The organism is Asanoa iriomotensis, assembly GCF_016862515.1.
Classification (GTDB): domain Bacteria; phylum Actinomycetota; class Actinomycetes; order Mycobacteriales; family Micromonosporaceae; genus Asanoa; species Asanoa iriomotensis.
Window position 1 is genome coordinate 95,860 of sequence record NZ_BONC01000002.1, and the last position, 25,185, is coordinate 121,044.

The following is a 25,185-nucleotide window of genomic DNA, read 5'->3' on the forward strand; positions in this document are numbered from 1 at the left end:
CGACGGCAGCCCGGCCGTTGGCATTCTTGGGTTGCTCCCCCTCACACAGACAGCGGAGGTTCTTCCATGGGCCGTCTCTTCGGCACTGACGGGGTACGCGGGAAGGCGAACGCCGACCTCACCCCCGAGCTCGCGCTCGCCGTGGCGGTCGCGGCCGCCCGTACCCTCGCCGAAGTTGACCGTTCCCACCCGCCGCTGGCCGTCGTGGGCCGCGACCCCCGCGCGTCCGGCGAGATGCTCGAGGCGGCCACCGTCGCGGGCCTGACCAGCGCGGGCGCCAACGTGGTGCGGGTCGGCGTGCTGCCGACCCCCGCGGTCGCCTACCTGGTGGCCGAGACCAAGGCCGACTTCGGCGTCATGCTCTCGGCCTCGCACAACCCGATGCCCGACAACGGCATCAAGATCTTCGCGGCCGGCGGGCACAAGCTGCCCGACGACATCGAGCACAAGATCGAAGCGGCGATCGAGGCCGGCACCGCCGGCTGGACCCGGCCCACCGGCGCCGGCGTCGGCCGCGTGCACGACCTGCTCGACGGCGCGGACCACTACGTGCAGCACCTCGTCGGCTCGATCACCCAGCCGCTGGCCGGCCTCAAGGTGGTCGTCGACTGCGCCAACGGCGCGGCCGCCGACATCGCCCCCGTCGTCTACCGGGAGGCCGGCGCCGAGGTCATCGCGATCCACGCCGAGCCCGACGGCATCAACATCAACGACGGCTGCGGCTCGACCCACCTCGACACCGTGCGCGAGGCCGTGCTGGCCAACGGCGCCGACCTCGGCCTCGCGGTCGACGGCGACGCCGACCGCTGCCTCGCGGTCACGGCCACCGGCGACGAGGTCGACGGCGACCAGATCATGGCGATCCTCGCGCTCGCGATGCGCGAGGCCGGCACGCTGACCAGCGACACGTTGGTCACCACGGTGATGAGCAACCTCGGCCTGAAGCTGGCGATGCGCGGCGAGGGCATCGGGCTGGTCGAGACCAAGGTCGGCGACCGCTACGTGCTCGACGAGCTGCGCGGCTCGGGCCTGTCGCTGGGCGGCGAGCAGAGCGGCCACATCATCATGCCGGCGTACGCGACCACGGGCGACGGCGTCCTCGCCGGCCTGCACCTGATGGCCCGGATCGCCGCCACCGGCAAGTCGCTGGCCGAGCTCGCGTCGGTGGTGACCAAGCTGCCGCAGGTGCTGATCAACGTCCCGGTCGGCGACCGCACCGCGGGTGCCCAGGCGCCGGCCGTGCTGGAGGCGGCCGCGGCGGCCGAGGCCGAGCTGGGCGACACCGGCCGGGTGCTGCTGCGACCCTCCGGCACCGAGCAGCTCGTGCGGGTGATGGTCGAGGCGGCGACCGCCGAGACCGCCCGCGACGTCGCCGAGCGCCTCGCCGCCGTCGTGCGCGCCGCCTCGCCCGCCGCCTAGGCGGCTTTGCGCAGGCGCGCGACCGCCTCGTTGAGCACCGCCGGCCGCTTGCAGAAGGCGAACCGCACCAGGTGGCGGCCGGCGTCGACGTCGTCGTAGAACACCTGCGTCGGCACCGCCACCACGCCCGAGCGCTCCGGCAGCGACCGGCAGAACTCGACGCCGTCGGTGCCGCCCAGCGGGGTGATGTCGGCCGTCACGAAGTAGGTGCCCTCGGGCGCGAGCACACCGAACCCGGCGTCGCGCAGGCCGGCGAGCAGCAGGTCCCGCTGCGCCTGCAGCCCGGCACGGAACTCCGCGAAGTACGTGTCCGGCAGGCCGAGCGCGAGCGCGACCGCGGGCTGGAACGGCGAACCGTTGACGAACGTCAGGAACTGCTTGACCCGCAGGGCCGCCGAGACCAGGTCGCGCGGCCCGCTGGCCCAGCCGATCTTCCAGCCCGTACACGAGAAGGTCTTGCCGGCCGAGGAGATGCGCAGCGTGCGGTCGCGCATGCCGGGCAGCGTCGCCAAAGGCACGTGCGGTGTCGCGGCGTCGGTGAACACCAGGTGCTCGTAGACCTCGTCGGTGACGGCGTAGCAGTCGTGCGCCTGGCACAGCTGCGCGACCAGGGCCAGCTCCGCGCGCGTGAAGACCTTGCCGGTCGGGTTGTGCGGTGAGTTCAACAGCACCAGTCGGGTACGCGGACCGAACGCGGCCCGCAGCTCGTCGGGGTCCACGGCGTAGCGGCCGTCGGCGCCCGGGCGCAGCGTGACCGGCCGGCGCACCGCACCGGCCAGCGCGATCGTGGCCGCGTACGAGTCGTAGTAGGGCTCGAAGCAGACCACCTCGTCGCCGGGCTCGCAGAGCGCCAGGATCGCGGCGGCGACCGCCTCGGTCGCGCCGGCCGTGACCAGCACCTCGCCGTCGGGGTCGTAGTCGAGACCCCAGAACCGCCGCTGGTGCGCGCTGATCGCGGCCCGCAGCGCCGGGACTCCGGGGCCGGGCGGGTACTGGTTGTGCCCGTCGTGGATGGCCCTGGCGGCCGCGTCGAGCATCTCCGGCGGACCGTCCGTGTCCGGGAAGCCCTGGCCCAGGTTGACCGCGCCGGTCCGCACGGCCAGCGCCGACATCTCGGCGAAGATCGTGGTGCCGAACGGGCGCATCCGCGCGATCAGCGGATCCGTCACTGTGCCTCCTCGTACGCGCGGACCAGGCGTTCGATGCCGTCGAAAATCATCATGAACCCGAACTGGACCTCCAGGTCGAACTCCTGGTCGCTGATCCCCTCGCCGGGGTCGTCGAAGACGCCCTCGTCGACGATGCGGGCCAGATCGGGCAGCCGGTGCTTGTCGACCACCGTGCGCATCATCTCGCCGTAGGTCGGTTGGCCCTCGGCCGGGCTGACGGCCGTCTGGTTGATCTCCTGCGTCATCCGCACCTGGCCGCGGATGAAGGTGAGCAGCAGCATCACCACGCCGATCCGGATCTCCGCGGGCAGCCGGGTCGGCCGCAGGCAGGCCAGCGCCCGGTCGAGCCAGGTGAGTTGCCCGGGGCCGATCGGCGGGGTCGGGCCGATCGGGATGTGCAGCACCCACGCGTGGCTGCGATAGAGACCGACCAGCTCGTGCGCCCAACGCTCCAGGTTGGGGCGCCAGCCCAGGGTGTCGTCGGGCTCGGGTGGCGGTGCCTTGACCGCGCTCACGTCCATCATCAGCTGGAGCAGCTCGTCCTTGTTGCGGACGTAGCGGTAGAGCGACATCGCCGACTTGCCGAGCCGGTCGGAGACCTTGCTCATGCTCACCTCGCCGAGCCCGTCGGCCGTCGCGACGTCGATCGCGGCGTCGACGATCTGCTCGATGCTGAGGTTGGGGCGCGGGCCGCGCTTGGCTTGTTCGCGGCGTCCCCACAGCACGTCGACACCGGGTGGCAGCTCGGGCATTGCCCCATCCTAGAACTGCGTATAGCCTAAACCAATTCGTGTAGGGCATAAACAGTTTGGGGGAGGGCGTGGACGCGATCCAGGTCCATGGGGTTTCGAAGTCCTACGGCAGCCAGCGCGTGCTCGACGGCATCGACCTGACCGTGCCGGCCGGCACGGTGTTCGGGCTGCTCGGGCCCAACGGGGCGGGCAAGACGACGCTCGTGCGGATCCTGGCGACGCTGGTCCGGCCGGACGCCGGCCGGGCGTCGGTGATGAGGCACGACGTGGTTTCCGAGGCGTTCGAGGTGCGCCGGAAGATCAGCCTGACCGGGCAGTACGCGGCGGTCGACGAGCTGCAGACCGGGCGGGAGAACCTCGTCATGGTCGGCCGCCTGTGCCGGCTCGGTCGGCGGGCCGCCGGGCAGCGCGCGGTCGAGCTGCTGGAGCGGTTCGACCTCGCCGAGGCAGGGCGGAAGCTGGTCAAGACGTACTCGGGCGGCATGCGGCGGCGGCTCGACCTGGCGATGAGCCTGGTGACGGCACCGCCGGTGATCTTCCTGGACGAGCCGACGACCGGGCTCGACCCGCGGAGCCGGCAGCAGATGTGGTCATTCGTCCGCTCGCTGGCGGCCGGTGGCTCGACCGTCTTCCTGACCACGCAGTACCTCGAGGAGGCCGACCAGCTCGCCGACCGGATCATGCTGATCGACCACGGCGTCGCGGTCGCCGACGGCACCGCGGCGTCGCTGAAGGTGCGGGTCGGCGGTGAGCGGGTGGAGCTCGAGTTCGCGTCCGCGGCCGCCCTGGCCCTCGCGGTGGCCGACCTCGATGTCCCCGCGTCCGGTGAGCGGTCGGTGACGGTCGCGACCACCGGCACCGCGGCCGAGGTCCGTGAACTGCTCCAACGGATGGACAAGGTCGGCGCGACCGTCGACAAGGTCGCCATCCACCGGCCCACCCTCGACGACGTGTTCTTCGCCCTGACCGGAGGTAACCCGCGATGACCAGCGCCTACTGGGCGGTCGACAACTCGCTCGCGATGATCGGCCGCAGCCTGCGCATCTCCGCGCGCAACGTCGAGGCGCTGCTGATGGCGGTCATGCTGCCGATCATGCTGATGCTGATCTTCGTCTACATCTTCGGCGGTGCGGTCAACACCGGCACGGAGTACGTCAACTACGTCGTACCCGGGATCATCATCCTGTGTGCCGGGTTCGGCGCGTCCACGACCGCGGTGAGCGTCACCCACGACATGGTCGGCGGGATCATGGACCGGATCCGCTCGATGCCGGTGGTCAGCTCGGCCGTCCTCACCGGACACGTGGTCGCCAGCGTGGCCCGCAACCTGGTCGCGATGGCCCTCGTGATCGGGGTCGGCCTGCTGGTCGGCTGGCGCCCGGCGGCGGGTGTCGGCGAGTGGTTCGCGGCGATCGGGTTCCTCGCGCTGTTCATGCTGTCGATCTCGTGGCTGGCCGCGTGCCTCGGCCTGCTGGTACGCAGCGTGGACGCGGCCGGCGGTGCGACGTTCGCGATCACCTTCCTGCCGTACGTCAGCAGCGCGTTCGTGCCGGTCGACACGCTGCCGACCTGGCTGCGCGGTGTCGCGGAGCACCAGCCGATCACGCCGATCGTGGAGACCACGCGGGGGCTGCTGATGGGCACGCCGATCGGGTCGAGCTGGTGGATCGCGTTGATCTGGTTCGGCGGGATCACGCTGGTGGCGTTCACCTGGGCGGCGGTCCTGTTCCGGCGCCGCACCGCCTGATGCCGGCGGCGCCGGTCCGTTCGCCCGGCGTCGCTCGGTTCGTCAGCGTCAGCCGAAGATCGTGCCGATGCAGAAGGCGCCGATGATGCTGCCGGTGTCGAGGACGGCCTGCTTGCCGTCGACCGTGATCCGGCAGCCGAGCCCGTCGTTGTCGCCGCTGGACCGGTTGGCGCTGACGGTCAGCAGCAACGAGCCGTTGGTGCTGGTGAACTGGTGCTTCCACGGCAGGCGCTGGTTCTTGAGCTGCCGGGTCTCGCCGGAGAGGTCGTCGACGTACGTGATGTCGGCCCGGCCGCTGCCGGTGACCTCGTAGACGACGGTCTTGCCGGCGACACCCGGCAGGCCGGGCAGCTCGGTCGGTAGGTCGTCGAGGTCGTCGGGCAACTCGAAGGTCGGATCGGGGGCCGGGTTGTCCGGCACCTCGGGCTCGGGGAGCGCGGGGTTGGTCGGCTGCGTGATCACGGGGTCGTCGTCGCGGTTGGCGATCAGCAGCACGCCGGCGGTGGCGACGCCACCGCAGAAGAGCAGGGCGAGCACGACGATCAGGGCGATGATCGGGCCGTTGCCGCGCCTGCGCTTGACGGGCTGGTCGTAGGCGGGGGCCGCGTTGTACGGGTTGTACGGCGCGGAGGCCGGCGTCGGGTAGCCCGGCTGGCCGTAGGGGTTCGGGTAGCCCGGTGGGGGCGCGTAGGGGTTGGCGCTCGGCGGTGCGGTCACCGGGGCCTGCGCGTGCGCCTGTCCCGGCTCTGGCGGGGCGAACGGCGCGTCCGGCGGGGCGAACGGCGCGTCCGGCGGGGTGCCCGGCGGTCGGGCGTAGGGGCTGGGCTCGGCGGGGCCGCTGTAGGCCGGGTCGTACGGGTTGGCACCGGGCGGCAGGGGCGAGGTCTTGGGGTAGGCCTTGTCCCCACCGGCGGGCGGGGTGTCGGTGGAGTAGCCGGGCGGGGCGCTCGACGGGTAGCCGACCGGGCTGCCGGTGGGCGGCGGCGCGCTGGGGTAGACGGGGGCCGATCCGGGGGTGAAGGTCGGCGTGCCCCGGTGCGCCGCCGGCGGGCCTTGGGGGAGGGGCGCCGTCGGCGCGGGGGCGGGCGGGGGCAGTGGGGCGGTCGGCCGCCCCGCCTGGCCTCCGACGGAGGGCGGCTTCGGACCGGGCGGCGGCGTCCCCGGATCGGCGGGCGCCGCGGCGGTCGGCATGGGCGAGGTCGTATCGGTGTCGGTGGGCTGCGGCGCATCGACGGACGTGGCCGGCGGCACGGTGAAGCTCGGCGCCGGCTGGTCACCGCCTGGGGTCGCCGACGGGGCCGCCGGGCTCAGCGGGGCGGTGGGGCCGGAGTCGTCCGACGGGGCGGGCTCGGGAGGGGTGGGACGACTCATCTGCGCTCCAAGAGGCGGGGCTTGACTCGAACGCGGCGTAACGGGCCGACAGTACCGGTTGCCGTCCACACCGGGCAGTCGTCCCTACGCCCGCCGGACGGGCAGGCGACCACCCTCCGTACACGTGGCATCGCTCATGTCAGATGATTGATAGGCACACTTTCGAGCACGCGGCATGAGCGAATTTCGGCTAGAGTCTGGCTCATGTGTGGAATCGTGGGTTACGTGGGCGCCCGACCGGCGCTCGGCATCGTGCTGGACGGGCTGCGGCGGCTCGAATACCGCGGCTACGACTCGGCCGGCGTCGCCGTGGTCGGCGCCGACTGCCTGCTGACCGAGAAGCGCGCCGGCAAGCTGGCCAACCTCGAGAAGGCCCTCGCCGAGCGCCCGATCGACACCGCGGAAACCCACATCGGCACCGGCACGACCGGCATCGGCCACACCCGCTGGGCCACCCACGGCGGCCCGACGGACCGCAACGCCCACCCGCACGTGTCGCGCAACGGTCGCGTCGCCGTCATCCATAACGGCATCATCGAGAACTTCGCCGGCCTGCGGGCCGAGTTGGAGGCCACGGGCGTCGAGTTCGCCAGCGACACCGACACCGAGGTCGCGGCGCACCTGATGGAGATCGCGCTGGCCGCCGTCCACCTGGAAAACCCCGGCCTCGGCGGCCCGCAGGCGCTCGCGGAGGCGATGCGCCGCGTGAGCCGGCGCCTGGAGGGCGCGTTCACGCTGCTGGCGACCGACGCGGGCACGCCCGGCGCGGTGGCCGCGGCCCGGCGCAACTCGCCGCTCGTGGTCGGCCGCGGTGACGGCGAGAACTTCCTGGCCAGCGACGTCTCGGCGTTCATCGAGCACACCCGCGAGGCGATCGAGCTCGGCCAGGACCAGGTCGTGCTGATCACGCCCGAGGGCATCGAGATCACCGACTTCAACGGCGCCGTGGCCAGCGGTCGCGACTTCCACATCGACTGGGATGCGTCGGCGGCCGAAAAGGGCGGTTACGACTACTTCATGCTCAAGGAGATCGCCGAGCAGCCCCAGGCGATCGCCGACACCCTGCTGGGCCGCCTGACCGAGCACGGCGAGATCCGGCTCGACGAGGTCCGCCTGACCGACCAGGACCTCCGCGACGTCGACAAGATCTTCATCGTCGCCTGCGGCACCTCCTACCACACCGGGCTGGTCGCCAAGTACGCCATCGAGCACTGGACCCGCATCCCGTGCGAGGTCGAGCTGGCCAGCGAGTTCCGCTACCGCGACCCGGTGCTCGACCGGTCCACGCTGGTCGTCGTGATCTCCCAGTCGGGCGAGACGATGGACACCCTGATGGCGCTGCGGCACGCCAAGGACCAGAAGGCCCGAGTGCTCGCCATCTGCAACACCAACGGTTCGACCATCCCGCGCGAGTCCGACGCGGTGCTCTACACCCACGGCGGCCCGGAGATCGCGGTCGCCTCGACCAAGGCGTTCCTGACCCAGCTCGTCGCCTGCTACCTGATCGGCCTGCACCTGGCTCAGGTCCGCGGCATCAAGTACGCGGACGAGGTAGGCGCCGTCGTCGCGCAGCTGCAGGAGATGCCCGACAAGCTGCGCGAGCTCCTCGACCGCATGGAGCCGGTCCGCGAGCTGGGCCGCGAGCTGGCGTCGGCGGGCACGGTGCTGTTCATCGGCCGCCACGTGGGCTACCCGGTCGCGCTGGAGGGCGCACTCAAGCTCAAGGAGCTCGCCTACATGCACGCGGAGGGCTTCGCGGCGGGCGAGCTCAAGCACGGCCCGATCGCCCTGATCGACCACGGCACGCCGGTCGTCTGCGTGGTCCCGTCGCCGGCGGGCCGCGGGATGCTCCACGACAAAATCGTCTCGAACATCCAAGAGGTACGCGCCCGCGGCGCCCGCACGATCGTCATCGCCGAGGACGGCGACGAGGCGGTCCTGCCGTACGCGGACCACGTGATCGCCGTGCCCCGCACCCCCACGCTGCTGGCGCCGCTGGTCACGACCGTCCCGCTCCAGGTGCTGGCCTGCGAGATCGCCTCGGCCCGCGGCCACGACGTGGACCAGCCCCGCAACCTGGCCAAGTCGGTCACGGTCGAATAGCCGAAACGCGGCGCGGCCGGCCGGCCGCGCCGCGTGCTCTAATCAGGGGAGTCGAGACGGCTCCCTTTTGGAAGTGTCCATGCCTCGCCGGTCCCCGGGCGAGCTCAGGTCCGCGTTGCCCAGCCGGTCGAAATCTGGCCGCCCACCGGTGATCCGCGGGTTGTCCGCCTCGGCCAACCGCCAGATCGCCGCGTTCGAGCGGGCCAACGGTTTCCGTGCTGGCGAGGTGGCACATTCGTTCCGTCGTTGGTCCATATCGGTCCGGCGACCGCCGGACGACCGCTTCTGGCGCTGGACGGACGAACACCCGGACGCCGGGTGTTCGCGCGACCCACACGTGCGCACGACCCTGGAACGCGCGACGTGGGCGCTGCGCCGCAAGGCAAGACGCGAACTGCGCGAGGCCATGCGACCGCTCGACGACCACTACCTGAGCCGCACGGTCCACAACCCCTTCGTCCGCCGGGACATCCCGTGGTGGTGGAGCCGCATCGAGCTGTGACGGGGCCACCGCCTCGGCTACTGCGGCCGGGTTCTGCCGGCTCGTAGGCTTCGGGAAGGCCGCCTGATCGTGGAGGTCGGATAGGGCTACCGGGCGTGGAGGTCCGGCAAGGCCGCCGGGTGGTGGAGGTCGAGCAAGCCAGGGAGGCCTCACCCGATGAGCGCCGCCGCCAGCCGGCGGTATTCGGCCAGCGGCGGGAGGGCGTCCGGGGTCGACCGAATGACCTGGACGGCGACGTGGTCAGCGCCCGCGGCGAAATACTCCGCGGCGCCTTCGCGGATCCGCTCCTCGTCGCCCCACAGGTAGAGGCCGTCGACCAGCCGGTCACTGCCGCCGGCGCCGAGGTCGTCGTCGGTGAAGCCGAAGCGGCGCAGGTTGTTGGTGTAGTTCGGCAGCCCCAGATAGCGCTCCAGGTGAGCCCGCGCGGCGCGGCGAGCCGTTGCCGGGTCGGCCTCGAGCACCACGTTGACCTCGGGCGCGAGCAGCGGTCGGGGGCCCAGCTCAGCGCGTGCCGCCGCCGTATGCGCCACCGGCGCCAGATAGGGGTGCGCCCCGGCGGTGCGCTCCGCGGCGAGCCGCAGCATCCGCGGACCAAGCGCCCCGATCACCCGCTGCGCCGGTGGCACCGGCCGGGGCGCCGCGTCGAGCGCGTCCAGGTAGTCGACCATCTTCGCGTAAGGCTGCCGGTATCCGGCCACCGAAGGCTGATGGCTCACCCCGAGCCCGAGCAGGAACCGACCCGGGTGCTCGGCGGTCAAGCCGGCGGTCCGCGCGGCGACCCCCACGGCGTCGTGCTGCCAGACGCTGAGAATCCCGGTCGCCACCACGATCCGCGAGGTCGCGTCGAGCAATGGCCGCGCGGCCGGCACGTCGGGCGACGCCCCGATCCAGATGGCGCCGTAACCCAGCGCCTCGATCTCAGCCGCCGCGTCGCCGGCGAGCGCCGGATCCGCACCGCGGAACTCCCGGCTCCATAACCCGACCCGCCCGACCGCCGCCCGCGTCTCCATGCCCGCGACGCTACCGGCCCTCGCCCCATCGCACCGCCGCACGAACCCCGCGCGAGCGCACACCCGTTCGCCGACGGTGTGTGCTGCCTCATGTCAGCACGATCGGGGTGTGAGCGGTCGGGCATGTCGGTCACTCCACTCGGGACTGGTGTTCCGGGCCCAGGGCGATTTGGGCGATGTCGGTCAGGGCGTCGTTGTCCGCGCGCCAGTAGCCGCTGTGACCGAACGGCTCCCCGGTGAAGACACGGCCGCCGAAGGCCGGGTCCGTGGGGTTGCGGCCGAACCACAGGTCTTCGCTCGGGCGAGGTCGGAGGTCCGGCGACAGCGGATCCGTCAGCAACGCCGCCGCTCGGTTGAACGGCTCACGCCAACCCGGCGCCAGGTAAGCGATCGGGTCGTTGGCCGCCGTGCTAGACCAGACGTGCGATGGCGGGATGCCCAGCGTCGACGCCTCATCCGTGCCCACCCCAGGCGAGCCGATGAAGATCAGATCGTTGGCGGGCAACCCGAAAGTGCGGGCGGTCGTGCCGACGGTCAACGACCCGTAGCTGTGCCCCAGCACCGTCTGCTGCGCCGGCGGGCCCTCGTGGGTCGTGCGTAGACCCTCCGCGAACCGGTGCAACGCCGGCCCGGCGGACTCCGCCTTCGCGGCGAACATCGCCTCGTCCAGGAACGACGGCGCCTCGTAGTCGAGCCACAGCACCACCGACGTGCGTTGCGCCTGGTCGACGGCCGCCGCACGGGCCGCCAGGGCCTCGACCCGGCCCAGGTCGTCGCGGACCGCGCGCAGGTCGGCGGTCATGCCCGGCACGTAGGTCAGCACGTTGTCGGCCCGGTCCGGGTCGCCGACCGCCAGCACCACCCGGCCGTCGCCGGTCGGGTCCAGCGACAGCAGGTAGGCGCGCTCGCCCGTCTCGGCCGACAACCGGGCGGAGACCGCGTCGATGCCGGACATCAGCCCGACCAGCCGGTGGCTGGCGGACACCGCCGCGTGCCGGGGCATCGCCGTCTTGACGGCCAGCGCCCGCTCCCGCACCAGCCCGGCGCGCTGGCCCGCGAGCAGCGACCGGTTGGCGAGGTCGCGCGCCCACACCGGGACGCCGTCGAGGCGACCGACATAGGCCGGCTCGAACAGCAGGAGCCAGCGCCGCTCGGGCTCCGTCAGCCCGGCCCACCACTGGCGCACGACCCCGGGCGGTGTGCCGAACGGCGGCCGTGACCGGGGCACGGCCAACGGCCAGCCCGCGGCCGCCGCCGCGGCAAGGCGGTCGAGGGCGGCGGCCGCGGTGCGGTCGGCCATGGCAGCCGCGGAGAGCGCTGCGGCGATCCCGGCCCCGACCCGGTCGGCCGCGTGCAGCGCGGCCACCCGGTCGATCCCCGTGACCGTGACGTCCGGCGCCGTGCGCCCCGACCGGTCGATCTCGACGTGGGCGGGCCCGGCCGCGGCCACCGCCGCGGCGAGCATGCCGCGCGCCCGGGCCAGCCCGGACGCGAAACCCGACAGCACCTGGTCGGTCTCGACGAACGCCAGCCGGGCCGCGTCGAGCGGCTCCCGCAGCCGCCGCACGTGACCACCGGCCGCCGCGCCGGCCGCTCCGCGCCACCCGTCGGTGACCCGCCCGGCCACCGCACCCAGCTCCGCGGCTCGCCGCCCGACCGCCTCCGCCAGCCGCGACCACGCCGCACCGGCGGCCCGCCACGCCGCCGGATCCGCCCGCCACAACTGCGTGTAGGTCACCATCACCAGCCCACCCCACCGAGCCGACGCGCGGCCCGAACGTCAGCGTCCTCATAGGCACCCGCCGCCTCCCGCAGCAACCCACCGGAGTGCGCCACCCGCGCGGCGGCGGCACCCAGGGAGGAAGCCACCGCACCCGACAGCTCGGCCAACGAGGTGCCGGAGGACCAATCCGGCGCGGGCACGCACAGATCGGAACCCAACCCGGCGGCCAGCCCCCGCGCCACCAGCTCCAGCTCGACCGCCCGGTCCCGCAACAGACCGGGCTCGACACTCAGGTCACCGTCCACGGCAAACCTCCAGACAAAGGCGATGCCAGAACGCTAGGGCGGCCACAAGCGCGGAAGGCGGGGCTGTGGACAACCAGGAGACCCAGCCCAGGCCGGCTGTCCACATGGCTTGCCCCACGCGTACACCGGCTGCTAATAGGCTGGTCCGATGATCGTCGCTGTCGGGATCGACGTCGTCCTCGTCGAACGGTTCACCGGGGCGCTGTCGCGCACACCCCTGCTCGGTGACCGCCTGTTCACCGAAGGGGAGCGATTCACCGGATCCGGCAATCCGCGTTCACCGGAGTCGCTCGCGGCCCGGTTCGCGGCCAAGGAGGCCGTCGCCAAGGCGCTCGGCGCCCCCGCCGGCCTGCACTGGCACGACTGCGAGATCGTCACCGACCCCGACGGAAGGCCCTGGCTCACCGTCAGCGGCACGGTCGCCGCCGCGGCCGCCGAGCGCGGCGTCAACCGCTGGCACCTGAGCCTGTCCCACGACGGCGGCATCGCCTCCGCGATGGTGGTGGCGGAGCAGTGAGGCCGGCCTGGCGGGTCGCCGACGTGCGGGCGGCCGAAGAAGCGCTGATGGCCCGCCTCCCGGAGGGCACCCTGATGCAACGCGCCGCCGCGGGACTCGCGCGCCGCTGCGCGCTCATTCTCGAGCAGGTGTACGGCGCACACGTCACCCTCCTCATCGGCGCGGGCAACAACGGCGGCGACGCCCTCTACGCGGGCGCCATCCTCGCCCGGCGCGGCGCCGCGGTCACCGCGGTCGTCCTCGACCCGGCCAAAGTCCACCGGGAAGGCCTGACGGCCCTGACCCAGGCGGGCGGCCGCGCCCAGGACCAACCTCCGCGCACGATCGACCTGGTCGTCGACGGCATCGTCGGCATCGGCGCCAAGGGCGGCCTCCGCAGCGGCGCCGCCACCACCCTCCACCGCACCCTGGAACGCCGTGGCCGGCACGGTCAGCGCCCCACCATGGTCGCCGTCGACGTGCCCAGCGGCGTCGACGTCGACACGGGCGACGTACCCGGGAAAGCCGTCCGAGCCGATGTCACCGTCACCTTCGGCTGCCTGAAGCCGGCCCATGTGGTCGGCCCCGCCGCACCGCTGGCCGGCGAGGTCGAGTTGGTCGACATCGGCCTGCGCCCCTGGCTGCGCGCCGATCCCGCGGTGCTGGTGCCGGACCGCGCCGACATCGCGCAGGCCCTGCCGAAGCACCGCCCCACCGACGAGAAATACACCCGCGGCGTGGTCGGCATCGCCACCGGCTCGATGACCTACCCGGGTGCCGCGATCATGTCGACGGCTGGTGCGCTGGCCGGCCCGACCGGCATGGTCCGCTACGCCGGCACCGCCCGCGAGTACGTCGTGCAGGCCCACCCCAGCGTGATCGCCACCGACCGGATCACCGACGCCGGCCGGGTGCAGGCCTGGGTGGTGGGCAGCGGCCTGGGCACCGACGAGACCGCCGCGACGGCCGTCCGCACGGTGCTCGCCACCAGCCTCCCCGTCGTCCTCGACGCCGACGCGCTCAACCTGCTGGTCGGCGGCACGATGGCCGACCTGATGCGCGGGCGCAGCGCGCCGATGGTGCTCACCCCGCACGACCGCGAGTTCGCCCGCCTGGCCGGCGAGGAGCCCGGCAACGACCGGGTCGGCGCGGCGCAGAAGCTGGCCGCGCACACCAACGCCGTGGTCCTGCTCAAGGGTGACCGCACGATCGTCGCCACCCCGAGCGGCACCGCGTACGCGAACCCGACCGGCTCGGCCGCACTGGCCACGGGCGGCACCGGCGACGTCCTGGCCGGCCTGCTCGGCTCCCTCCTGGCCGGTGGCCTGCGCCCGGAAGTGGCCGCCGTCACAGCCGCCTACCTGCACGGACTCGCCGGCCGCGAAGCCGCCCGCCACGGCCCGGTTACCGCCCCAGACGTCGCGGACGCCTTACGCCCCGTCATCGAACACCTGACCAGGTGAACCGGAAAACGTCACTACCCACCAGTACGCTGGGCAGCATGTGGCAAGCCGAAGTCCGCGTCGACCTTGACGCGATCCGCGACAACGTGGCCCGGTTGCGCGCCGGCACGAGCGCCGCGGTGATGGCGGTCGTCAAGGGCGACGGCTACGGCCACGGCATGGTCCCGGCCGCCCGCGCGGCGCTCAAGGGCGGCGCCACCTGGCTCGGCGTCTGCACCCTCGACGAGGCGCTCGGCCTGCGCCGGGCCGGCATCACCGCACCCGTCCTGGCCTGGCTGCTCAGCCCCGGCCTGCCGCTGCACGAGGGCGTCGCCAACGACATCGACCTGAGCGCCGCCAGCCTCGGCCAGCTCGACGAGATGATCAAGGCAGGGCAAAGAGCCGAACGCCCCACCAGGGTCCATCTCAAGATCGACACCGGCCTGTCCCGCGGCGGCGCCACCGCCGACGACTGGCCGGCCCTGGTCGAGGCCGCAGCCAAGGCCGAGGCCGACGGCGCGATCGAGATCGTCGGGGTGTGGAGCCACTTCGTCTACGCCGACGCGCCCGGCCACGAGACCATCGACAACCAGCTAGCGGCGTTCCGTGACGCGATCGCCGTCGCCGAGCGGCTCGGTGTCCGGCCCCCGCTGCGCCACATCGCCAACTCGGCCGCCACGCTGACCCGCCCCGACGCCCACTTCGACCTGGTCCGCCCCGGCATCGCGGTCTACGGCCTGTCCCCGGTGCCGGGTGAGCAGTTCGGGCTGCGCCGTGCGATGACGGCGCGGGCCCGGGTGATGCTGGCCAAGCGGGTCCCGGCCGGCACCGGCGTCTCCTACGGCCACACCTACACGACCACCCGGGAGACCACGCTCGCCGTGGTCCCGCTCGGCTACGCCGACGGCGTGCCGCGGCACGCCTCCAACCTCGGCCCGGTCGCCATCGCGGGGGAGCGGCACACCATTGCCGGCCGCGTCTGCATGGACCAGATCGTGCTCGACGTCGGCGACCAGCCGGTCGCGCCCGGCGACGTGGCCACCCTGTTCGGCGCCGGCGACAACGGCGAGCCCACCGCCGACGACTGGGCCGACGCCATCGACACCATCAACTACGAGATCGTCACCCGGTTCGGGAGCACCAGGGTCCCTCGGGTGTACGACGGCGAGGACGGTGAATGAGCACCCGACGCCGCGCGGGAATCGTCGGCGCGGTGGTCGGTCTGGCCGCGGCCGGGATCGCCACCGGGATCGCGGTCGAGCGTGCGGTCGTCCGCCGCTCGAAGCGCGGCGTGACTGACCCCTACGTGGACGAGCCCTTCGACCGACTGCCCTACGACGAGGTCCTGGCCGTCAGCACCGCCGACGGCACCGACATCCACGTCGAGGTGGTCGAGCCGACGGTGGCCGAGCCGGCGGAGGCGACCATCGTCTTCGTCCACGGTTTCTGCCTCGACATGGGCACGTTCCACTTCCAGCGCACCGCCCTGACCGCCCGCGGCGAGCACCGGATGGTCTTCTACGACCAGCCCGGCCACGGCCGCTCCGGCAAGCTGGAGACCGGCGAATACGAGCTGCCCGCGCTCGGCGAGACGCTGCACGCGGTGCTCAAGGAGACCGTGCCCGACGGTCCGCTGATCCTGGTCGGCCACTCGATGGGCGGCATGACCATCATGGCCTTCGCCGAGCTCTACCCGCAGTTCTTCGAGCACCGGGTGCGCGGCTGCGTGCTGATCGCCACGTCCGGCGGCCTGATCGACGAGACCCGCCTCGGCCTGCCCGCGCTGATCGGCCGGGTCGGCGGCCCGCTGCTGCCCCTCGTCAACAGCGCCACCCGGCTGACGGGCCCGACCATCGACCGGGCCCGGGTCGCCGCGACCGACCTGGCCTGGCTGCTCACCCGCCGCTACGGCTTCGGCGAGTCGCGCCCGAGCCCCTCGCTCGTGTCCTATGTGGAAAAGATGAACGCGCGCACCTCGGTCGACACCGTCGCCCGCTACCTGCGCACGCTCTACACCCACGCGCGCTACCCGGCACTGGTCGCGCTGGAGCGCACCCCGACGGTCATCATCGTCGGCGACAAAGACATGATCACACCGGTCGCGCACTCCGAAGAGATCCTCCGGCACCTGCCCGACGCGGAGTTCGTGAAGATCAACGACAGTGGGCACGTCGTCATGCTCGAACACGCCGACGAGGTGAACACGTTGCTCATCGCCTTCCTGGAGAAGATTTCCGCATGATCGAGCTGACCACCGTTGACGACACCCGGGCGTTCGGGTTCCGGCTGGCCGCGCTGCTGCGCCCCGGCGACCTGGTCGTGCTCACCGGCCCGCTCGGCGCCGGCAAGACCGCGCTGGTCCAGGGCATCGGCGCCGGGCTCCACGTCAACGGCGACATCACCTCGCCGACCTTCGTGATCGCCCGGGTGCACCGGCCGGACCAGGCACGGGGCGGCACCGTCCCGCTCGTGCACGCCGACGCCTACCGGATCGGCACCGCCGCCGACCCGCTCGCCGAGATCGACGGGCTCGACCTCGACGCCTCGATGGACGACGCGGTCACGGTCGTCGAGTGGGGCGAAGGCATCGTCGAGCAACTGCGCGACGACCATCTGCGGGTACGCATCGACCGGCGCGACGACGACACCCGGGTCGTGGAGTTGGTGCCGGCCGGCGGCGACTGGGCGGCCCGGATCGCGACCCTCACGCAGGACGCCCGGTGAACCTGACCGACCTGCTCCCGCAGGAGTGGCAGACCGCGCTGGCCCCGCACCTCGACCCGGCCGCGACCGCCGACCTGGGTGCGTTCGTCGACGCCGAATACCAGGCGACCACGATCTTCCCGCCGCTGCCGGACCTGTTCACCGCCTACCGGCTGTGCCCGCCGGCACACACCCGGGTCGTCATCCTGGGCCAGGACCCCTACCACAAGGCCGGCCAGGCGCACGGGCTCAGCTTCAGCGTGCAGGCGGGCGTACGCGTGCCGCCGTCGCTGCGCAACGTCTACAAGGAACTCGCCGCCGACCTCGGCGCCGCCGCACCCGACGGCGGTGACCTGCGTGGCTGGGCCACACAAGGGGTGCTGCTGCTCAACGCGGTGCTGACGGTGCGCGAGGGCGCGGCCGGTTCGCACGCCAACAAGGGCTGGGAGGCGTTCACCGACGCCACCATCGAGGCGCTCCAGGACCAACCCGAGCGGGTGGTGTTCCTGCTCTGGGGCAGCTACGCGCGCAAGAAGGCGGCCCTGGTCACCAACCCCGCGCACGTGGTGCTGGAGGCCGGCCACCCGAGCCCGCTCAACCCCCGCGGCTTCCTCGGCAGCCGCCCGTTCAGCGCGGCCAACAAGGCCCTCGCCGACGCCGGCCTGACCCCGATCGACTGGAGCCGCTCGGCTCCGGCCTGACGAGCCGGATAAGGTGCATATCGTGCTGGTTCTCGTCCTCGACACGTCGACGCCCGCGGTTACCGCGGCCGTGGCCGACGTCACTTCGACCGGCCAGGCCGTCACCGCCGAACTGCGCGCGGTCGACGGGCGGGCGCACGGCGAGCTGATGGCCCCTGAGATCGACCAGGTGCTGCGCCAGACCGGTGCCACCGTCCGCGACCTGCGGGCGATCGTCGCCGGCACCGGCCCGGGCCCCTTCACCGGCCTGCGGGTCGGCCTGGTCACGGCGGCCAGCATGGGCCAGACCCTGGGCATCCCCGTGTACGGCGTCTGTTCGCTCGACGCCCTCGGCGGCGTGCCGGGCCAGGTCACCCTGGTCGCGACCGATGCGCGCCGGCGCGAGGTCTACTGGGCGCTCTACGACCCGACCGGCACCCGGATCGACGGCCCGCACGTCGACCTCCCAGAGGTGGCCGCCGAGCGCGCCGCCGCCGCGACCGTCGCGGTCGGCGACGGCGCCCTGAAGTACGCCGACCGCATCGGGCTCAAGGTGCTCGACGAACCCCGCTACCCGATGGTCGACGCGTTCGTCCGGCTGGCCGCCGACCGCGTCCGCGGCAACGCGCCCGGCGAGCCGCTCACCCCGCTCTACCTCCGCCGCCCGGACGCCGTCGCGGCGGGAGGGCACAAGCCGGTGCTGCGGTGACGATCACCCTCAGCCGGCTGCGCTGGTGGCACATCGCCGACCTGCTGCCGATCGAGCAGGACCTGTTCGGCGACGAGAAGTGGTCGGCCGGCATGTTCTGGAACGAGCTGTCCAGCGGCCATTTCTACCTGGTCGCCGAGGGCGAGGGACGGATCATCGGGTACGGCGGCCTCGCGGTCAACGGCGACGAGGCGTGGATACAGAACATCGCGGTGCGGCGGGACGCCCAGCGCCAGGGCATCGGCCGCAGGATGCTCGAGGCGCTGCTGGCCGAGGCCGAGCGGCAACGCGCCCGGGCCGTGCTGCTCGAGGTCGCGGTCGACAACGCCCCGGCGCAGAAGCTCTACGCCACCTATGGTTTCGAGCCCATCGGCGTACGCCGGGGCTATTACCAACCCAGTAACACCGATGCGCTGGTGATGAGACGTGACTGACGAACCTTTGGTCCTCGGCATCGAGACCTCTTGCGACGAGACGGGCGTCGGCATCGTGCGGGGCACGACGCTGTTGGCCGACGCACTGGCGTCCAGTGTGGACCTGCATGCCCGGTTCGGCGGCGTGGTGCCCGAGGTGGCCAGCCGCGCGCACCTCGAGGCCATGGTGCCGACCATGCAGCGCGCGCTCGACGAGGCCGGCGTGACGCTCGCCGACGTCGACGCGATCGCCGTCACCGCCGGTCCCGGCCTGGCCGGCGCGCTGCTCGTCGGGGTCGCCGCGGCCAAGGGCTACGCAATCGCCGCGGAGAAGCCGGTCTACGGCGTCAACCACCTCGCGGCCCACGTCGCGGTGGACACATTGGAGCACGGCCCGCTGCCGGAGCCCGCGATCGCGCTGCTGGTCTCCGGCGGGCACTCGTCGCTGCTGCTGGTCGACGACCTGGCCGGCGGCGTCGTGCCGCTCGGCTCGACCATCGACGACGCCGCGGGCGAGGCGTTCGACAAGGTGGCCCGGCTGCTCGGCATGCCGTTCCCGGGCGGCCCGCCGATCGACCGCGCGGCCCGCGAGGGGCAGGCCACGATCGCCTTCCCGCGTGGCCTCACCGCGGCCAAGGACCAGGCCGCGCACCGGTTCGACTTCTCCTTCTCGGGGCTGAAGACCGCCGTGGCGCGCTGGGTCGAGGCGCGCGAGCGGGCCGGCGAGCCCGTACCGGTCAACGACGTCGCGGCGTCCTTCCAGGACGCGGTGTGCGACGTGCTGACCGCCAAGGCGATCGACGCCTGCCGGCAGAATGGCGTCGAGACCCTGGTGATCGGCGGCGGCGTGGCCGCCAACTCCCGGCTGCGTGCGATGGCCGAGGAGCGGGCGGCGAAGGTCGGCATCACGGTGCGGGTGCCGCGGCCGAAGCTGTGCACCGACAACGGCGCGATGGTCGCCGCGCTCGGGTCGCACCTGGTCGCCGCCGGCGTGCGGCCCAGCCGGCTGGATCTGCCCGCCGACTCGGCGATGCCGTTGACGCTCGTGAGTGTGTAGTGTCCGGCAACGTGATCGTGCGCATGTGGGAGGTCCGCGCCGAGCCCGGGCGCATGCCCGACCTGGTCGAGTGGATCTGCGACACGGCCCTCCCGCGGATCGAGGTCAGCCCGCTGCACATCACCAGCGAGGTGTTCTCGTCGTCCGACGACCGGTGCGTCGTGATTTCCAGATGGCGCAGCGACCCCGAGCGGCTGGCCGCCCCGCCACCGCTGCTGGTGGCCAGGCCACCGCACGAGTGGGACTTCACCCTGGTCGACCGATAATCGGTGGCGCCGCCCGAAGTTGATCATTTAACTTCGGCCCTGCTATGCGGCCCTTACCCGTCGCCGACCCCGGCGATCCCGACGTCCGGTCGGCCACCCGCTACCTGGTGTGGCTGGCGGCCCGCACCTGGCGTTCGCTGCTGGCCGCGATCGCCTTCGCCACGCTCTGGATGGTCAGCCAGGCGCTCGTCCCGGCTACGGTCGGGCGCGCGATCGACGCCGGCCTGACCGCCCGTGACTCCGGCGCACTGCTCCAGTGGGGCGCCGTGCTGCTCGGCCTCGGCGTGGTGACAGCGGCGACGGGCATCCTGCGCCACCGGATGGCCGCGTTCAACTGGCTCTCCGCCGCCTATCGCACCGTCCAGCTCACCGTCGCCCAGGCCAACCGGGTCGGCGCGACGCTGCCCAAGCGGCTGGCCACGGGCGAGGTGGTCAGCATCGGCACCTCCGACATCAACCACATCGGCGGCGCGCTCGACATCACCGCCCGCGGCACCGGCTCCCTGGTCGCCGTGGTCACCGTCGCCGTCATCCTGCTCAACACGTCCGTGCCGCTCGGCCTGGTCGTCGTGCTCGGCGCGCCGGTGATGGTGCTGGTCGCCGGCGCGCTGATCAAGCCGCTGCAACGCCGCCAGCAGGTCTACCGCGACCAGGAGGGCAAGCTGACGACCCGGGCCGGCGACATCGTGGGCGGCCTGCGGGTGCTGCGCGGCGTGGGTGGCGAGTCGACCTTCGCCGGCCGCTACCGGGCCGAGTCGCAGGATCTCCGGTCCGCGGGTGTACGGGTGGCCCGCATCGAGTCGCTGCTGGCCGCCTCGGAGGTCCTGCTACCGGGCATGTTCCTGGTGCTGGTCACCTGGCTCGGCGCCCGGTTCGCGCTGCGCGGCGAGATCACCGCCGGGGAGCTGGTCGCGCTCTACGGCTACACGGCCTTCCTGGTCAGCCCGCTGCGCCAGCTCACCGAGGCGATCGACCGGATCACGAAGGGGCACGTCGCCGCCCGGCGCGTGGTGCGGATGTTCACCCTGGTGCCGGAGTTCGCGTCCCCGCCCGCGCCGACCACCGCGGCGCCCGGGCCGCTGCGCGACGAGGAGTCCGGGCTCACCGTCCAACCAGGACGGTTCACCGCGGTGGCCGCCAAGGATCCGGGCGACGCGGCCGCGATCGCCGACCGCCTCGGCCGGTTCGCCGACGGCACGGTCACCCTGTCCGGCGTACCCCTGGCGGATCTTGACCTCTCCGACGTCCGTCGGCGGATCCTGGTGGCCGACAACGACGCCCGGCTGTTCGCCGGTCCGCTGCGCGGCGAGCTCGACCCGCGGGCCGTGGGCGACCAGGCGGTCGAGGCCGCGCTCGAGACCGCGAGCGCCCGCGACGTGGTCGACGCGTTGCCTGACGGGCTCGACGCCGCGGTCGCCGAACGCGGCCGGGAGTTCTCCGGTGGCCAGCAGCAGCGGCTCAAGCTGGTCCGGGCGCTGGTCGCCGACCCGGAGACGCTGGTGCTGGTCGAGCCGACCAGCGCGGTCGACGCGCACACCGAGGCGCGGATCGCGGCCCGGCTCGGCGCCGCCCGGGCCGGCCGCACCACCGTGGTCTGCACCACCAGTCCGCTGGTGCTCGACCGGGCCGACGAGGTGGCCTTCGTCGCGGACGGCCGGGTCGTCGCCGCCGGCACCCACCGCGAGCTGCTGCGCGACCGACCCGACTACGCCGCGGCGGTTACCCGAGGGGAAGACGAATGAGGGAGCGCAGCGACCGAATCAGCCAGCTCAGCGCAGCGGGCTCAGGCCGGGTCTCGCGAAGCGAGACACGAGCATGAGCCGGCAACTGCCCGTCGCGGATGCACGCGAGGTGCGGCGGTACGCGCGGCGGCTGGTGCGCCGGCACCCGCGCCAGCTCGGGCTCGTGCTCGGGCTGCACGGTCTGGCCGCCGTCGCTGGCCTGGTCGCGCCGCGGCTGCTGGGCAACCTGGTCGAGGGCCTCTCGGCCGGCACCAGCACCCGCACGGTCGACGAGATCGCGCTGGCCATCGCCGGTTTCGTCGTGGCACAGGCGGTGCTGACCCGGTTCGCCTCGTTCTGGTCGGCCCGGCTCGGCGAGCGGGTGCTGGCCGAGCTGCGCGAGGAGTTCGTCGACCGCATCCTGGCGATCCCGCTGTCCACCGTGGAGCGTGCGGGCACGGGCGACCTGCTGACCCGCACCTCCCGCGACGTCTCGGCGCTGTCGCACAGCGTGCGGTTCGCGATGCCGGAGACGCTGATCGCGATCGTCACGGCGGCGTTCGTGGTCGGCGCGATCGTGCTCACCAGCCCGCTGCTGGCCCTGCCGTGCCTGATCGCGGTGCCGTTGCTCTGGTTCGGCACCCGCTGGTACCTGCGCCGGGCCCCGGCCGGCTACCTGCGGGAGAACGCCGCCTACTCGGACATCACCGACGGCATCAGCGAGACCGTCGAGGGTTCCCGCACCACCGAGGCGCTGCGCCTGCAGGATCGCCGCCGGGCCCGCACCGACGGCGACATCGCCCGCTCCTACGCCGCGGAGCGCTACACGCTGATGCTGCGCACGGTCTGGTTCCCGATCGTCGAGGTCGGCTACGTGGTGCCGGTGGTGGCGACGCTGCTGTTCGGCGGCTGGTTCTACCTCGAGGGCTGGGTGACGTTGGGCCAGGTGACCGCCGCGACGCTCTACGTGCAGGCGCTGGTCGACCCGCTCGACCGGCTGCTGTCCTGGCTCGACGAGCTGCAGGTCGGCGGCGCCTCGCTGGCCCGCCTGCTCGGCGTCGCCGGCAAGCCCGCGCCCGCGTCGGCGAAGTCGCCGTCGTCTCGCGGCGAGCGCCTGGTGGCCGAGGGTGTGCGATACGCCTATGTGGAGGGTCGCGACGTCCTGCACGGCATCGACCTGGTGGTCGAGCCCGGCGAGCGGCTGGCCATGGTGGGCCCGTCCGGCGCCGGCAAGTCGACGCTGGGCCGCCTGCTGGCCGGCATCCACGCGCCGACCGCGGGCTCGGTGACGGTCGGCGGCGTCCCGCTGGCCGAGCTGCCGCTGGCCGAGCTGCGCTCGCACGTCGCCCTGGTGACACAGGAGCACCACGTTTTCATCGGCACCGTGCGCGACAACCTGGTGATGGCCAAGCCGGGTGCCACCGACGAGGAGGTGCGGTCGGCCCTGGCCGCCGTCGACGCGCTCGACTGGGTCACCGCCCTGCCGTCCGAATTGGACACCATGGTCGGCACGGGTGGCCACGCGGTGCCGCCGGCACAGGCCCAGCAGCTCGCGCTGGCCCGGCTCGTGCTGGCCGACCCGCACACGTTGGTGCTCGACGAGGCCACCTCGCTGATCGACCCACGGGCGGCCCGGCATCTGGAACGCTCACTCGCCGCAGTGCTCCAGGGGCGCACGGTGATCGCGATCGCGCACCGGTTGTTCTCGGCACACGATGCGGACCGGGTCGCGGTCGTCGAGGACGGGCGGATCACGGAGCTGGGTTCCCACGCCGAGTTGGTCGCGGCCGGGGGCTCGTACGCGGCGCTCTGGGAGTCATGGCACGGCACAGGCGGGCATTCGAGCCAGAAACGGCGAGAAAGTCCTTATTCGACAGTGGCGTAACCGGTCGTCCTTAACGGGTCACGGCCATGTAGAGGGCGAGTAACAACAAGGTCACGGCTGCGATCGCGAAGAGCACAATCAGGTCTCGGCGCACCGCGCCGGGCTTGTCCGGAAGCGCCGGAAGGTCGCTGGTCACAACCGCTAGATCACGCAGAGTGCGGGCTGCGTACGCGTTGTCGACACGGTCCGTGAACTCGTCCAGCGTCAGTCGCCCGACGGCCGTGTGCTGCTGTAACAGCTCGACCACGCGCTGTCTATCGTCGTCCGACGCACGAGTATCCAAAGTCAACCTATCCCCTCCCTGCGGCCGAAAGCGTACGCTCTGAGAGCGCTTTCTCGCCTCGTACGAATGCGCTGAAGCCGGTTCCAGTGCCGTGACCGGATCGTTACGGCAGCGTGTCGACCGCGCGAGGTAGGTCAGCAAATGCGCGAGTATTTTGTGTTTCGGATCGTGAGGGTCCGGGAGGCTGACAGAGCCGTTCGCCCCCGCGCGGTCCGCTCAACGGCCATGAAGGAGTCCAAGGTTATGCGTAACCGATTTCTGTCGGTCGCCGTCGCCGCTGCTGCGGTCGGCGCACTGGCACTTGCGGGTTGTGGGTCCGATGACTCGGGCGACGGCGCCGCCGCCGGCGGCGGTGGCGCTGCCAAGAAGGTCGGCGTGATCCTGCCCGACGCCGCGACCTCGCCGCGCTGGGAGGCCAACGACCGTCCGCTGCTGAAGGCCGCGTTCGACGGCGCCGGCATCACCGCCAACATCCAGAACGCCGACGGCGACAAGGCCAAGTTCGGCACCCTCTGCGACAGCATGATCAACGAGGGCGTGTCCGTCCTCCTCATCGTCAACCTCGACTCTGACTCCGGCAGCGCCTGCCTGAAGAAGGCACAGGGCGCCGGCATCAAGACGATCGACTACGACCGCCTGACCCTCGGCGGCGAGGCGTCGTACTACGTCTCCTTCGACAACGTCCAGGTCGGCAAGCTGATGGGCGAGGGCCTGACCAAGTGCCTCACCGACGCTGGCAAGACCAAGGCCAACATCATCAAGATCAACGGTGACCCCACCGACAACAACGCCGCGCTGTTCAAGCAGGGCTACGACGAGGCGCTGAAGCCGAAGGTGGACAGCGGCGACTACACGATCGTCGGCGACCAGACCGGTAAGTGGGACGCCACCGTCGCGGGCACCGCGTTCGAGCAGCTCTACACCCAGGCCGGCGGCAAGGTTGACGGCGTCATCTCCGCCAACGACACCATGGCGCAGGGCATCATCGCGCGCCTGACCGCCAACGGCCTCAACGGCAAGGTCCCGATCACGGGCCAGGACGCCAGCAAGGAAGGCCTGCAGGCCATCCTCTCCGGCAACCAGTGCATGACGGTCTACAAGGCCATCAAGAAGGAGGCCGACACCGCCTCCAAGCTGGCGATCGCTCTGATCAACGGTGAGACCCCGGGCAGCGACCTGGTCAACGGCACGGTCAAGGACACCGTCCTCAACAAGGACGTTCCGTCGGCCCTGGCCACCCCGCAGGCCATCTTCAAGGACTCCGTCAAGGACGTCATCGCTGACGGCTTCTGGAAGGCCAGCGACATCTGCACCGGCCAGTACGCCGCGCTCTGCACGTCCGCCGGCGTTCAGTAACCAATGCCGAAGGGCCCGGCAGGGATGACCTGCCGGGCCCTCTGGGCGCTTAAGGCCACGGTTACTGCCGGGC

General features: G+C 72.4%; 25 protein-coding genes. 18 read left to right on the plus strand and 7 right to left on the minus strand.

Annotated elements, in window-relative coordinates:
• The first annotated feature begins 66 nt into the window (after positions 1 to 66).
• Positions 67 to 1,419 (plus strand): phosphoglucosamine mutase, encoded by a 1,353-nt coding sequence (gene glmM, locus Air01nite_RS02205; RefSeq protein ID WP_203700063.1) that lies wholly within the window; start codon positions 67 to 69, stop codon positions 1,417 to 1,419.
• Here glmM and Air01nite_RS02210 read toward each other — a convergent pair.
• Both Air01nite_RS02210 and Air01nite_RS02215 read right to left on the minus strand, forming a co-directional pair.
• Complete coding sequence (locus Air01nite_RS02210; RefSeq protein WP_275408172.1) at positions 1,416 to 2,588, minus strand: pyridoxal phosphate-dependent aminotransferase; 1,173 nt, start codon at positions 2,586 to 2,588, stop codon at positions 1,416 to 1,418. The two genes, glmM and Air01nite_RS02210, sit on opposite strands and share 4 nt — an antisense overlap.
• Positions 2,585 to 3,340: a TetR/AcrR family transcriptional regulator gene (locus Air01nite_RS02215; RefSeq protein WP_203700064.1), complete on the minus strand. Its 756-nt coding sequence runs from the start codon at positions 3,338 to 3,340 to the stop codon at positions 2,585 to 2,587. Before Air01nite_RS02215 ends, Air01nite_RS02210 begins: the two co-directional genes overlap by 4 nt.
• Positions 3,341 to 3,408: 68 nt before the next feature.
• On the opposite strand from Air01nite_RS02215, the gene Air01nite_RS02220 reads away from it, so the two are divergent.
• Positions 3,409 to 4,326 (plus strand): ATP-binding cassette domain-containing protein, encoded by a 918-nt coding sequence (locus Air01nite_RS02220; protein ID WP_239090428.1) that lies wholly within the window; start codon positions 3,409 to 3,411, stop codon positions 4,324 to 4,326.
• Positions 4,323 to 5,087 carry an ABC transporter permease gene (locus tag Air01nite_RS02225; protein WP_203700066.1) on the plus strand — a complete coding sequence of 255 codons (765 nt, stop codon included), beginning with the start codon at positions 4,323 to 4,325 and terminating at the stop codon, positions 5,085 to 5,087. The genes Air01nite_RS02220 and Air01nite_RS02225 overlap by 4 nt, the downstream gene beginning before the upstream one ends.
• A gap of 48 nt (positions 5,088 to 5,135) precedes the next feature.
• On the opposite strand, the gene Air01nite_RS41510 is transcribed toward Air01nite_RS02225, so the two are convergent.
• The gene (locus Air01nite_RS41510; RefSeq protein WP_203700067.1) at positions 5,136 to 6,458 is read right to left on the minus strand and encodes an MmpS family transport accessory protein; all 1,323 of its coding nucleotides are present in this window, start codon (positions 6,456 to 6,458) and stop codon (positions 5,136 to 5,138) included.
• Between the two features lie 204 nt (positions 6,459 to 6,662).
• Between Air01nite_RS41510 and glmS the strand changes: the two genes are divergently transcribed.
• Positions 6,663 to 8,561: a glutamine--fructose-6-phosphate transaminase (isomerizing) gene (gene glmS, locus Air01nite_RS02235; protein WP_203700068.1), complete on the plus strand. Its 1,899-nt coding sequence runs from the start codon at positions 6,663 to 6,665 to the stop codon at positions 8,559 to 8,561.
• A 79-nt stretch (positions 8,562 to 8,640) separates the two neighbouring features.
• Positions 8,641 to 9,063, plus strand: coding sequence for a hypothetical protein (locus tag Air01nite_RS02240; RefSeq protein ID WP_203700069.1), 423 nt, complete (start codon positions 8,641 to 8,643; stop codon positions 9,061 to 9,063).
• 149 nt (positions 9,064 to 9,212) lie between these two features.
• Here the strand turns inward: Air01nite_RS02240 and Air01nite_RS02245 are convergent, their stop codons facing one another.
• The 3 genes from Air01nite_RS02245 to Air01nite_RS02255 all read right to left on the minus strand — a co-directional run bounded on the left by Air01nite_RS02245 (position 9,213) and on the right by Air01nite_RS02255 (position 12,101).
• On the minus strand, positions 9,213 to 10,073 hold the full coding sequence (locus Air01nite_RS02245) for a TIGR03620 family F420-dependent LLM class oxidoreductase (RefSeq protein WP_203700070.1): 861 nt from the start codon (positions 10,071 to 10,073) through the stop codon (positions 9,213 to 9,215).
• Positions 10,074 to 10,203: 130 nt separating this feature from the next.
• The gene (locus Air01nite_RS02250) at positions 10,204 to 11,814 is read right to left on the minus strand and encodes an alpha/beta hydrolase (protein ID WP_239090446.1); all 1,611 of its coding nucleotides are present in this window, start codon (positions 11,812 to 11,814) and stop codon (positions 10,204 to 10,206) included.
• Positions 11,814 to 12,101 carry a hypothetical protein gene (locus tag Air01nite_RS02255; RefSeq protein WP_203700071.1) on the minus strand — a complete coding sequence of 96 codons (288 nt, stop codon included), beginning with the start codon at positions 12,099 to 12,101 and terminating at the stop codon, positions 11,814 to 11,816. The genes Air01nite_RS02250 and Air01nite_RS02255 overlap by 1 nt, the downstream gene beginning before the upstream one ends.
• A 148-nt stretch (positions 12,102 to 12,249) precedes the next feature.
• Between Air01nite_RS02255 and Air01nite_RS02260 the strand changes: the two genes are divergently transcribed.
• From Air01nite_RS02260 to Air01nite_RS02315, 12 genes are all read left to right on the plus strand, one after another.
• A complete protein-coding gene (locus Air01nite_RS02260; protein ID WP_203700072.1) occupies positions 12,250 to 12,618 on the plus strand; it encodes a holo-ACP synthase in 369 nt (122 codons plus the stop codon).
• Entirely contained in the window at positions 12,615 to 14,060 is a 1,446-nt protein-coding gene (locus tag Air01nite_RS02265; RefSeq protein ID WP_203700073.1) for an NAD(P)H-hydrate dehydratase, read from the plus strand. The genes Air01nite_RS02260 and Air01nite_RS02265 overlap by 4 nt, the downstream gene beginning before the upstream one ends.
• Before the next feature lie 38 nt (positions 14,061 to 14,098).
• A complete protein-coding gene (alr, locus tag Air01nite_RS02270) occupies positions 14,099 to 15,220 on the plus strand; it encodes an alanine racemase (RefSeq protein ID WP_203700074.1) in 1,122 nt (373 codons plus the stop codon).
• Positions 15,217 to 16,281: an alpha/beta fold hydrolase gene (locus Air01nite_RS02275; RefSeq protein ID WP_203700075.1), complete on the plus strand. Its 1,065-nt coding sequence runs from the start codon at positions 15,217 to 15,219 to the stop codon at positions 16,279 to 16,281. The genes alr and Air01nite_RS02275 overlap by 4 nt, the downstream gene beginning before the upstream one ends.
• Positions 16,278 to 16,763 carry a tRNA (adenosine(37)-N6)-threonylcarbamoyltransferase complex ATPase subunit type 1 TsaE gene (gene tsaE / locus Air01nite_RS02280; RefSeq protein ID WP_203700076.1) on the plus strand — a complete coding sequence of 162 codons (486 nt, stop codon included), beginning with the start codon at positions 16,278 to 16,280 and terminating at the stop codon, positions 16,761 to 16,763. Before Air01nite_RS02275 ends, tsaE begins: the two co-directional genes overlap by 4 nt.
• The gene (gene ung / locus Air01nite_RS02285) at positions 16,760 to 17,443 is read left to right on the plus strand and encodes a uracil-DNA glycosylase (RefSeq protein WP_203700077.1); all 684 of its coding nucleotides are present in this window, start codon (positions 16,760 to 16,762) and stop codon (positions 17,441 to 17,443) included. Before tsaE ends, ung begins: the two co-directional genes overlap by 4 nt.
• 22 nt (positions 17,444 to 17,465) lie before the next feature.
• Entirely contained in the window at positions 17,466 to 18,131 is a 666-nt protein-coding gene (tsaB, locus tag Air01nite_RS02290; protein ID WP_203700078.1) for a tRNA (adenosine(37)-N6)-threonylcarbamoyltransferase complex dimerization subunit type 1 TsaB, read from the plus strand.
• A gap of 2 nt (positions 18,132 to 18,133) precedes the next feature.
• Positions 18,134 to 18,565, plus strand: coding sequence for a ribosomal protein S18-alanine N-acetyltransferase (gene rimI, locus Air01nite_RS02295; RefSeq protein WP_203700236.1), 432 nt, complete (start codon positions 18,134 to 18,136; stop codon positions 18,563 to 18,565).
• Entirely contained in the window at positions 18,558 to 19,601 is a 1,044-nt protein-coding gene (tsaD, locus tag Air01nite_RS02300) for a tRNA (adenosine(37)-N6)-threonylcarbamoyltransferase complex transferase subunit TsaD (protein WP_203700079.1), read from the plus strand. The genes rimI and tsaD overlap by 8 nt, the downstream gene beginning before the upstream one ends.
• Before the next feature lie 11 nt (positions 19,602 to 19,612).
• Positions 19,613 to 19,867, plus strand: a complete 255-nt coding sequence (locus Air01nite_RS02305) for a hypothetical protein (RefSeq protein WP_203700080.1) — start codon at positions 19,613 to 19,615, stop codon at positions 19,865 to 19,867.
• Positions 19,868 to 19,911: 44 nt separating this feature from the next.
• Entirely contained in the window at positions 19,912 to 21,609 is a 1,698-nt protein-coding gene (locus Air01nite_RS02310; RefSeq protein WP_203700081.1) for an ABC transporter ATP-binding protein, read from the plus strand.
• Positions 21,610 to 21,682: 73 nt separating this feature from the next.
• Positions 21,683 to 23,473 (plus strand): ABC transporter ATP-binding protein, encoded by a 1,791-nt coding sequence (locus tag Air01nite_RS02315; protein ID WP_203700082.1) that lies wholly within the window; start codon positions 21,683 to 21,685, stop codon positions 23,471 to 23,473.
• 10 nt (positions 23,474 to 23,483) lie between these two features.
• On the opposite strand, the gene Air01nite_RS02320 is transcribed toward Air01nite_RS02315, so the two are convergent.
• Positions 23,484 to 23,762 (minus strand): DUF1707 SHOCT-like domain-containing protein, encoded by a 279-nt coding sequence (locus Air01nite_RS02320; protein ID WP_203700083.1) that lies wholly within the window; start codon positions 23,760 to 23,762, stop codon positions 23,484 to 23,486.
• Positions 23,763 to 23,999: 237 nt separating this feature from the next.
• Between Air01nite_RS02320 and Air01nite_RS02325 the strand changes: the two genes are divergently transcribed.
• Positions 24,000 to 25,112 (plus strand): sugar ABC transporter substrate-binding protein, encoded by a 1,113-nt coding sequence (locus tag Air01nite_RS02325; protein WP_203700084.1) that lies wholly within the window; start codon positions 24,000 to 24,002, stop codon positions 25,110 to 25,112.
• Positions 25,113 to 25,185 lie beyond the last annotated feature (73 nt).

Bases quoted from the DNA above. Each gene is read 5' to 3' on its own strand.
- tsaE (WP_203700076.1), top strand. From the start codon at position 16,278: ATGATCGAGCTGACCACCGTTGACGACACCCGGGCGTTCGGGTTCCGG.
- Air01nite_RS02215 (WP_203700064.1), bottom strand. From the start codon at position 3,340: ATGCCCGAGCTGCCACCCGGTGTCGACGTGCTGTGGGGACGCCGCGAA.
- Air01nite_RS02260 (WP_203700072.1), top strand. From the start codon at position 12,250: ATGATCGTCGCTGTCGGGATCGACGTCGTCCTCGTCGAACGGTTCACC.
- Air01nite_RS02225 (WP_203700066.1), top strand. From the start codon at position 4,323: ATGACCAGCGCCTACTGGGCGGTCGACAACTCGCTCGCGATGATCGGC.
- Air01nite_RS02310 (WP_203700081.1), top strand. From the start codon at position 19,912: ATGCGGCCCTTACCCGTCGCCGACCCCGGCGATCCCGACGTCCGGTCG.
- Air01nite_RS02275 (WP_203700075.1), top strand. From the start codon at position 15,217: ATGAGCACCCGACGCCGCGCGGGAATCGTCGGCGCGGTGGTCGGTCTG.
- glmM (WP_203700063.1), top strand. From the start codon at position 67: ATGGGCCGTCTCTTCGGCACTGACGGGGTACGCGGGAAGGCGAACGCC.
- glmS (WP_203700068.1), top strand. From the start codon at position 6,663: ATGTGTGGAATCGTGGGTTACGTGGGCGCCCGACCGGCGCTCGGCATC.
- Air01nite_RS02315 (WP_203700082.1), top strand. From the start codon at position 21,683: ATGAGCCGGCAACTGCCCGTCGCGGATGCACGCGAGGTGCGGCGGTAC.
- Air01nite_RS02250 (WP_239090446.1), bottom strand. From the start codon at position 11,814: ATGGTGACCTACACGCAGTTGTGGCGGGCGGATCCGGCGGCGTGGCGG.
- Air01nite_RS02245 (WP_203700070.1), bottom strand. From the start codon at position 10,073: ATGGAGACGCGGGCGGCGGTCGGGCGGGTCGGGTTATGGAGCCGGGAG.
- Air01nite_RS41510 (WP_203700067.1), bottom strand. From the start codon at position 6,458: ATGAGTCGTCCCACCCCTCCCGAGCCCGCCCCGTCGGACGACTCCGGC.
- Air01nite_RS02240 (WP_203700069.1), top strand. From the start codon at position 8,641: ATGCCTCGCCGGTCCCCGGGCGAGCTCAGGTCCGCGTTGCCCAGCCGG.
- Air01nite_RS02325 (WP_203700084.1), top strand. From the start codon at position 24,000: ATGCGTAACCGATTTCTGTCGGTCGCCGTCGCCGCTGCTGCGGTCGGC.
- alr (WP_203700074.1), top strand. From the start codon at position 14,099: ATGTGGCAAGCCGAAGTCCGCGTCGACCTTGACGCGATCCGCGACAAC.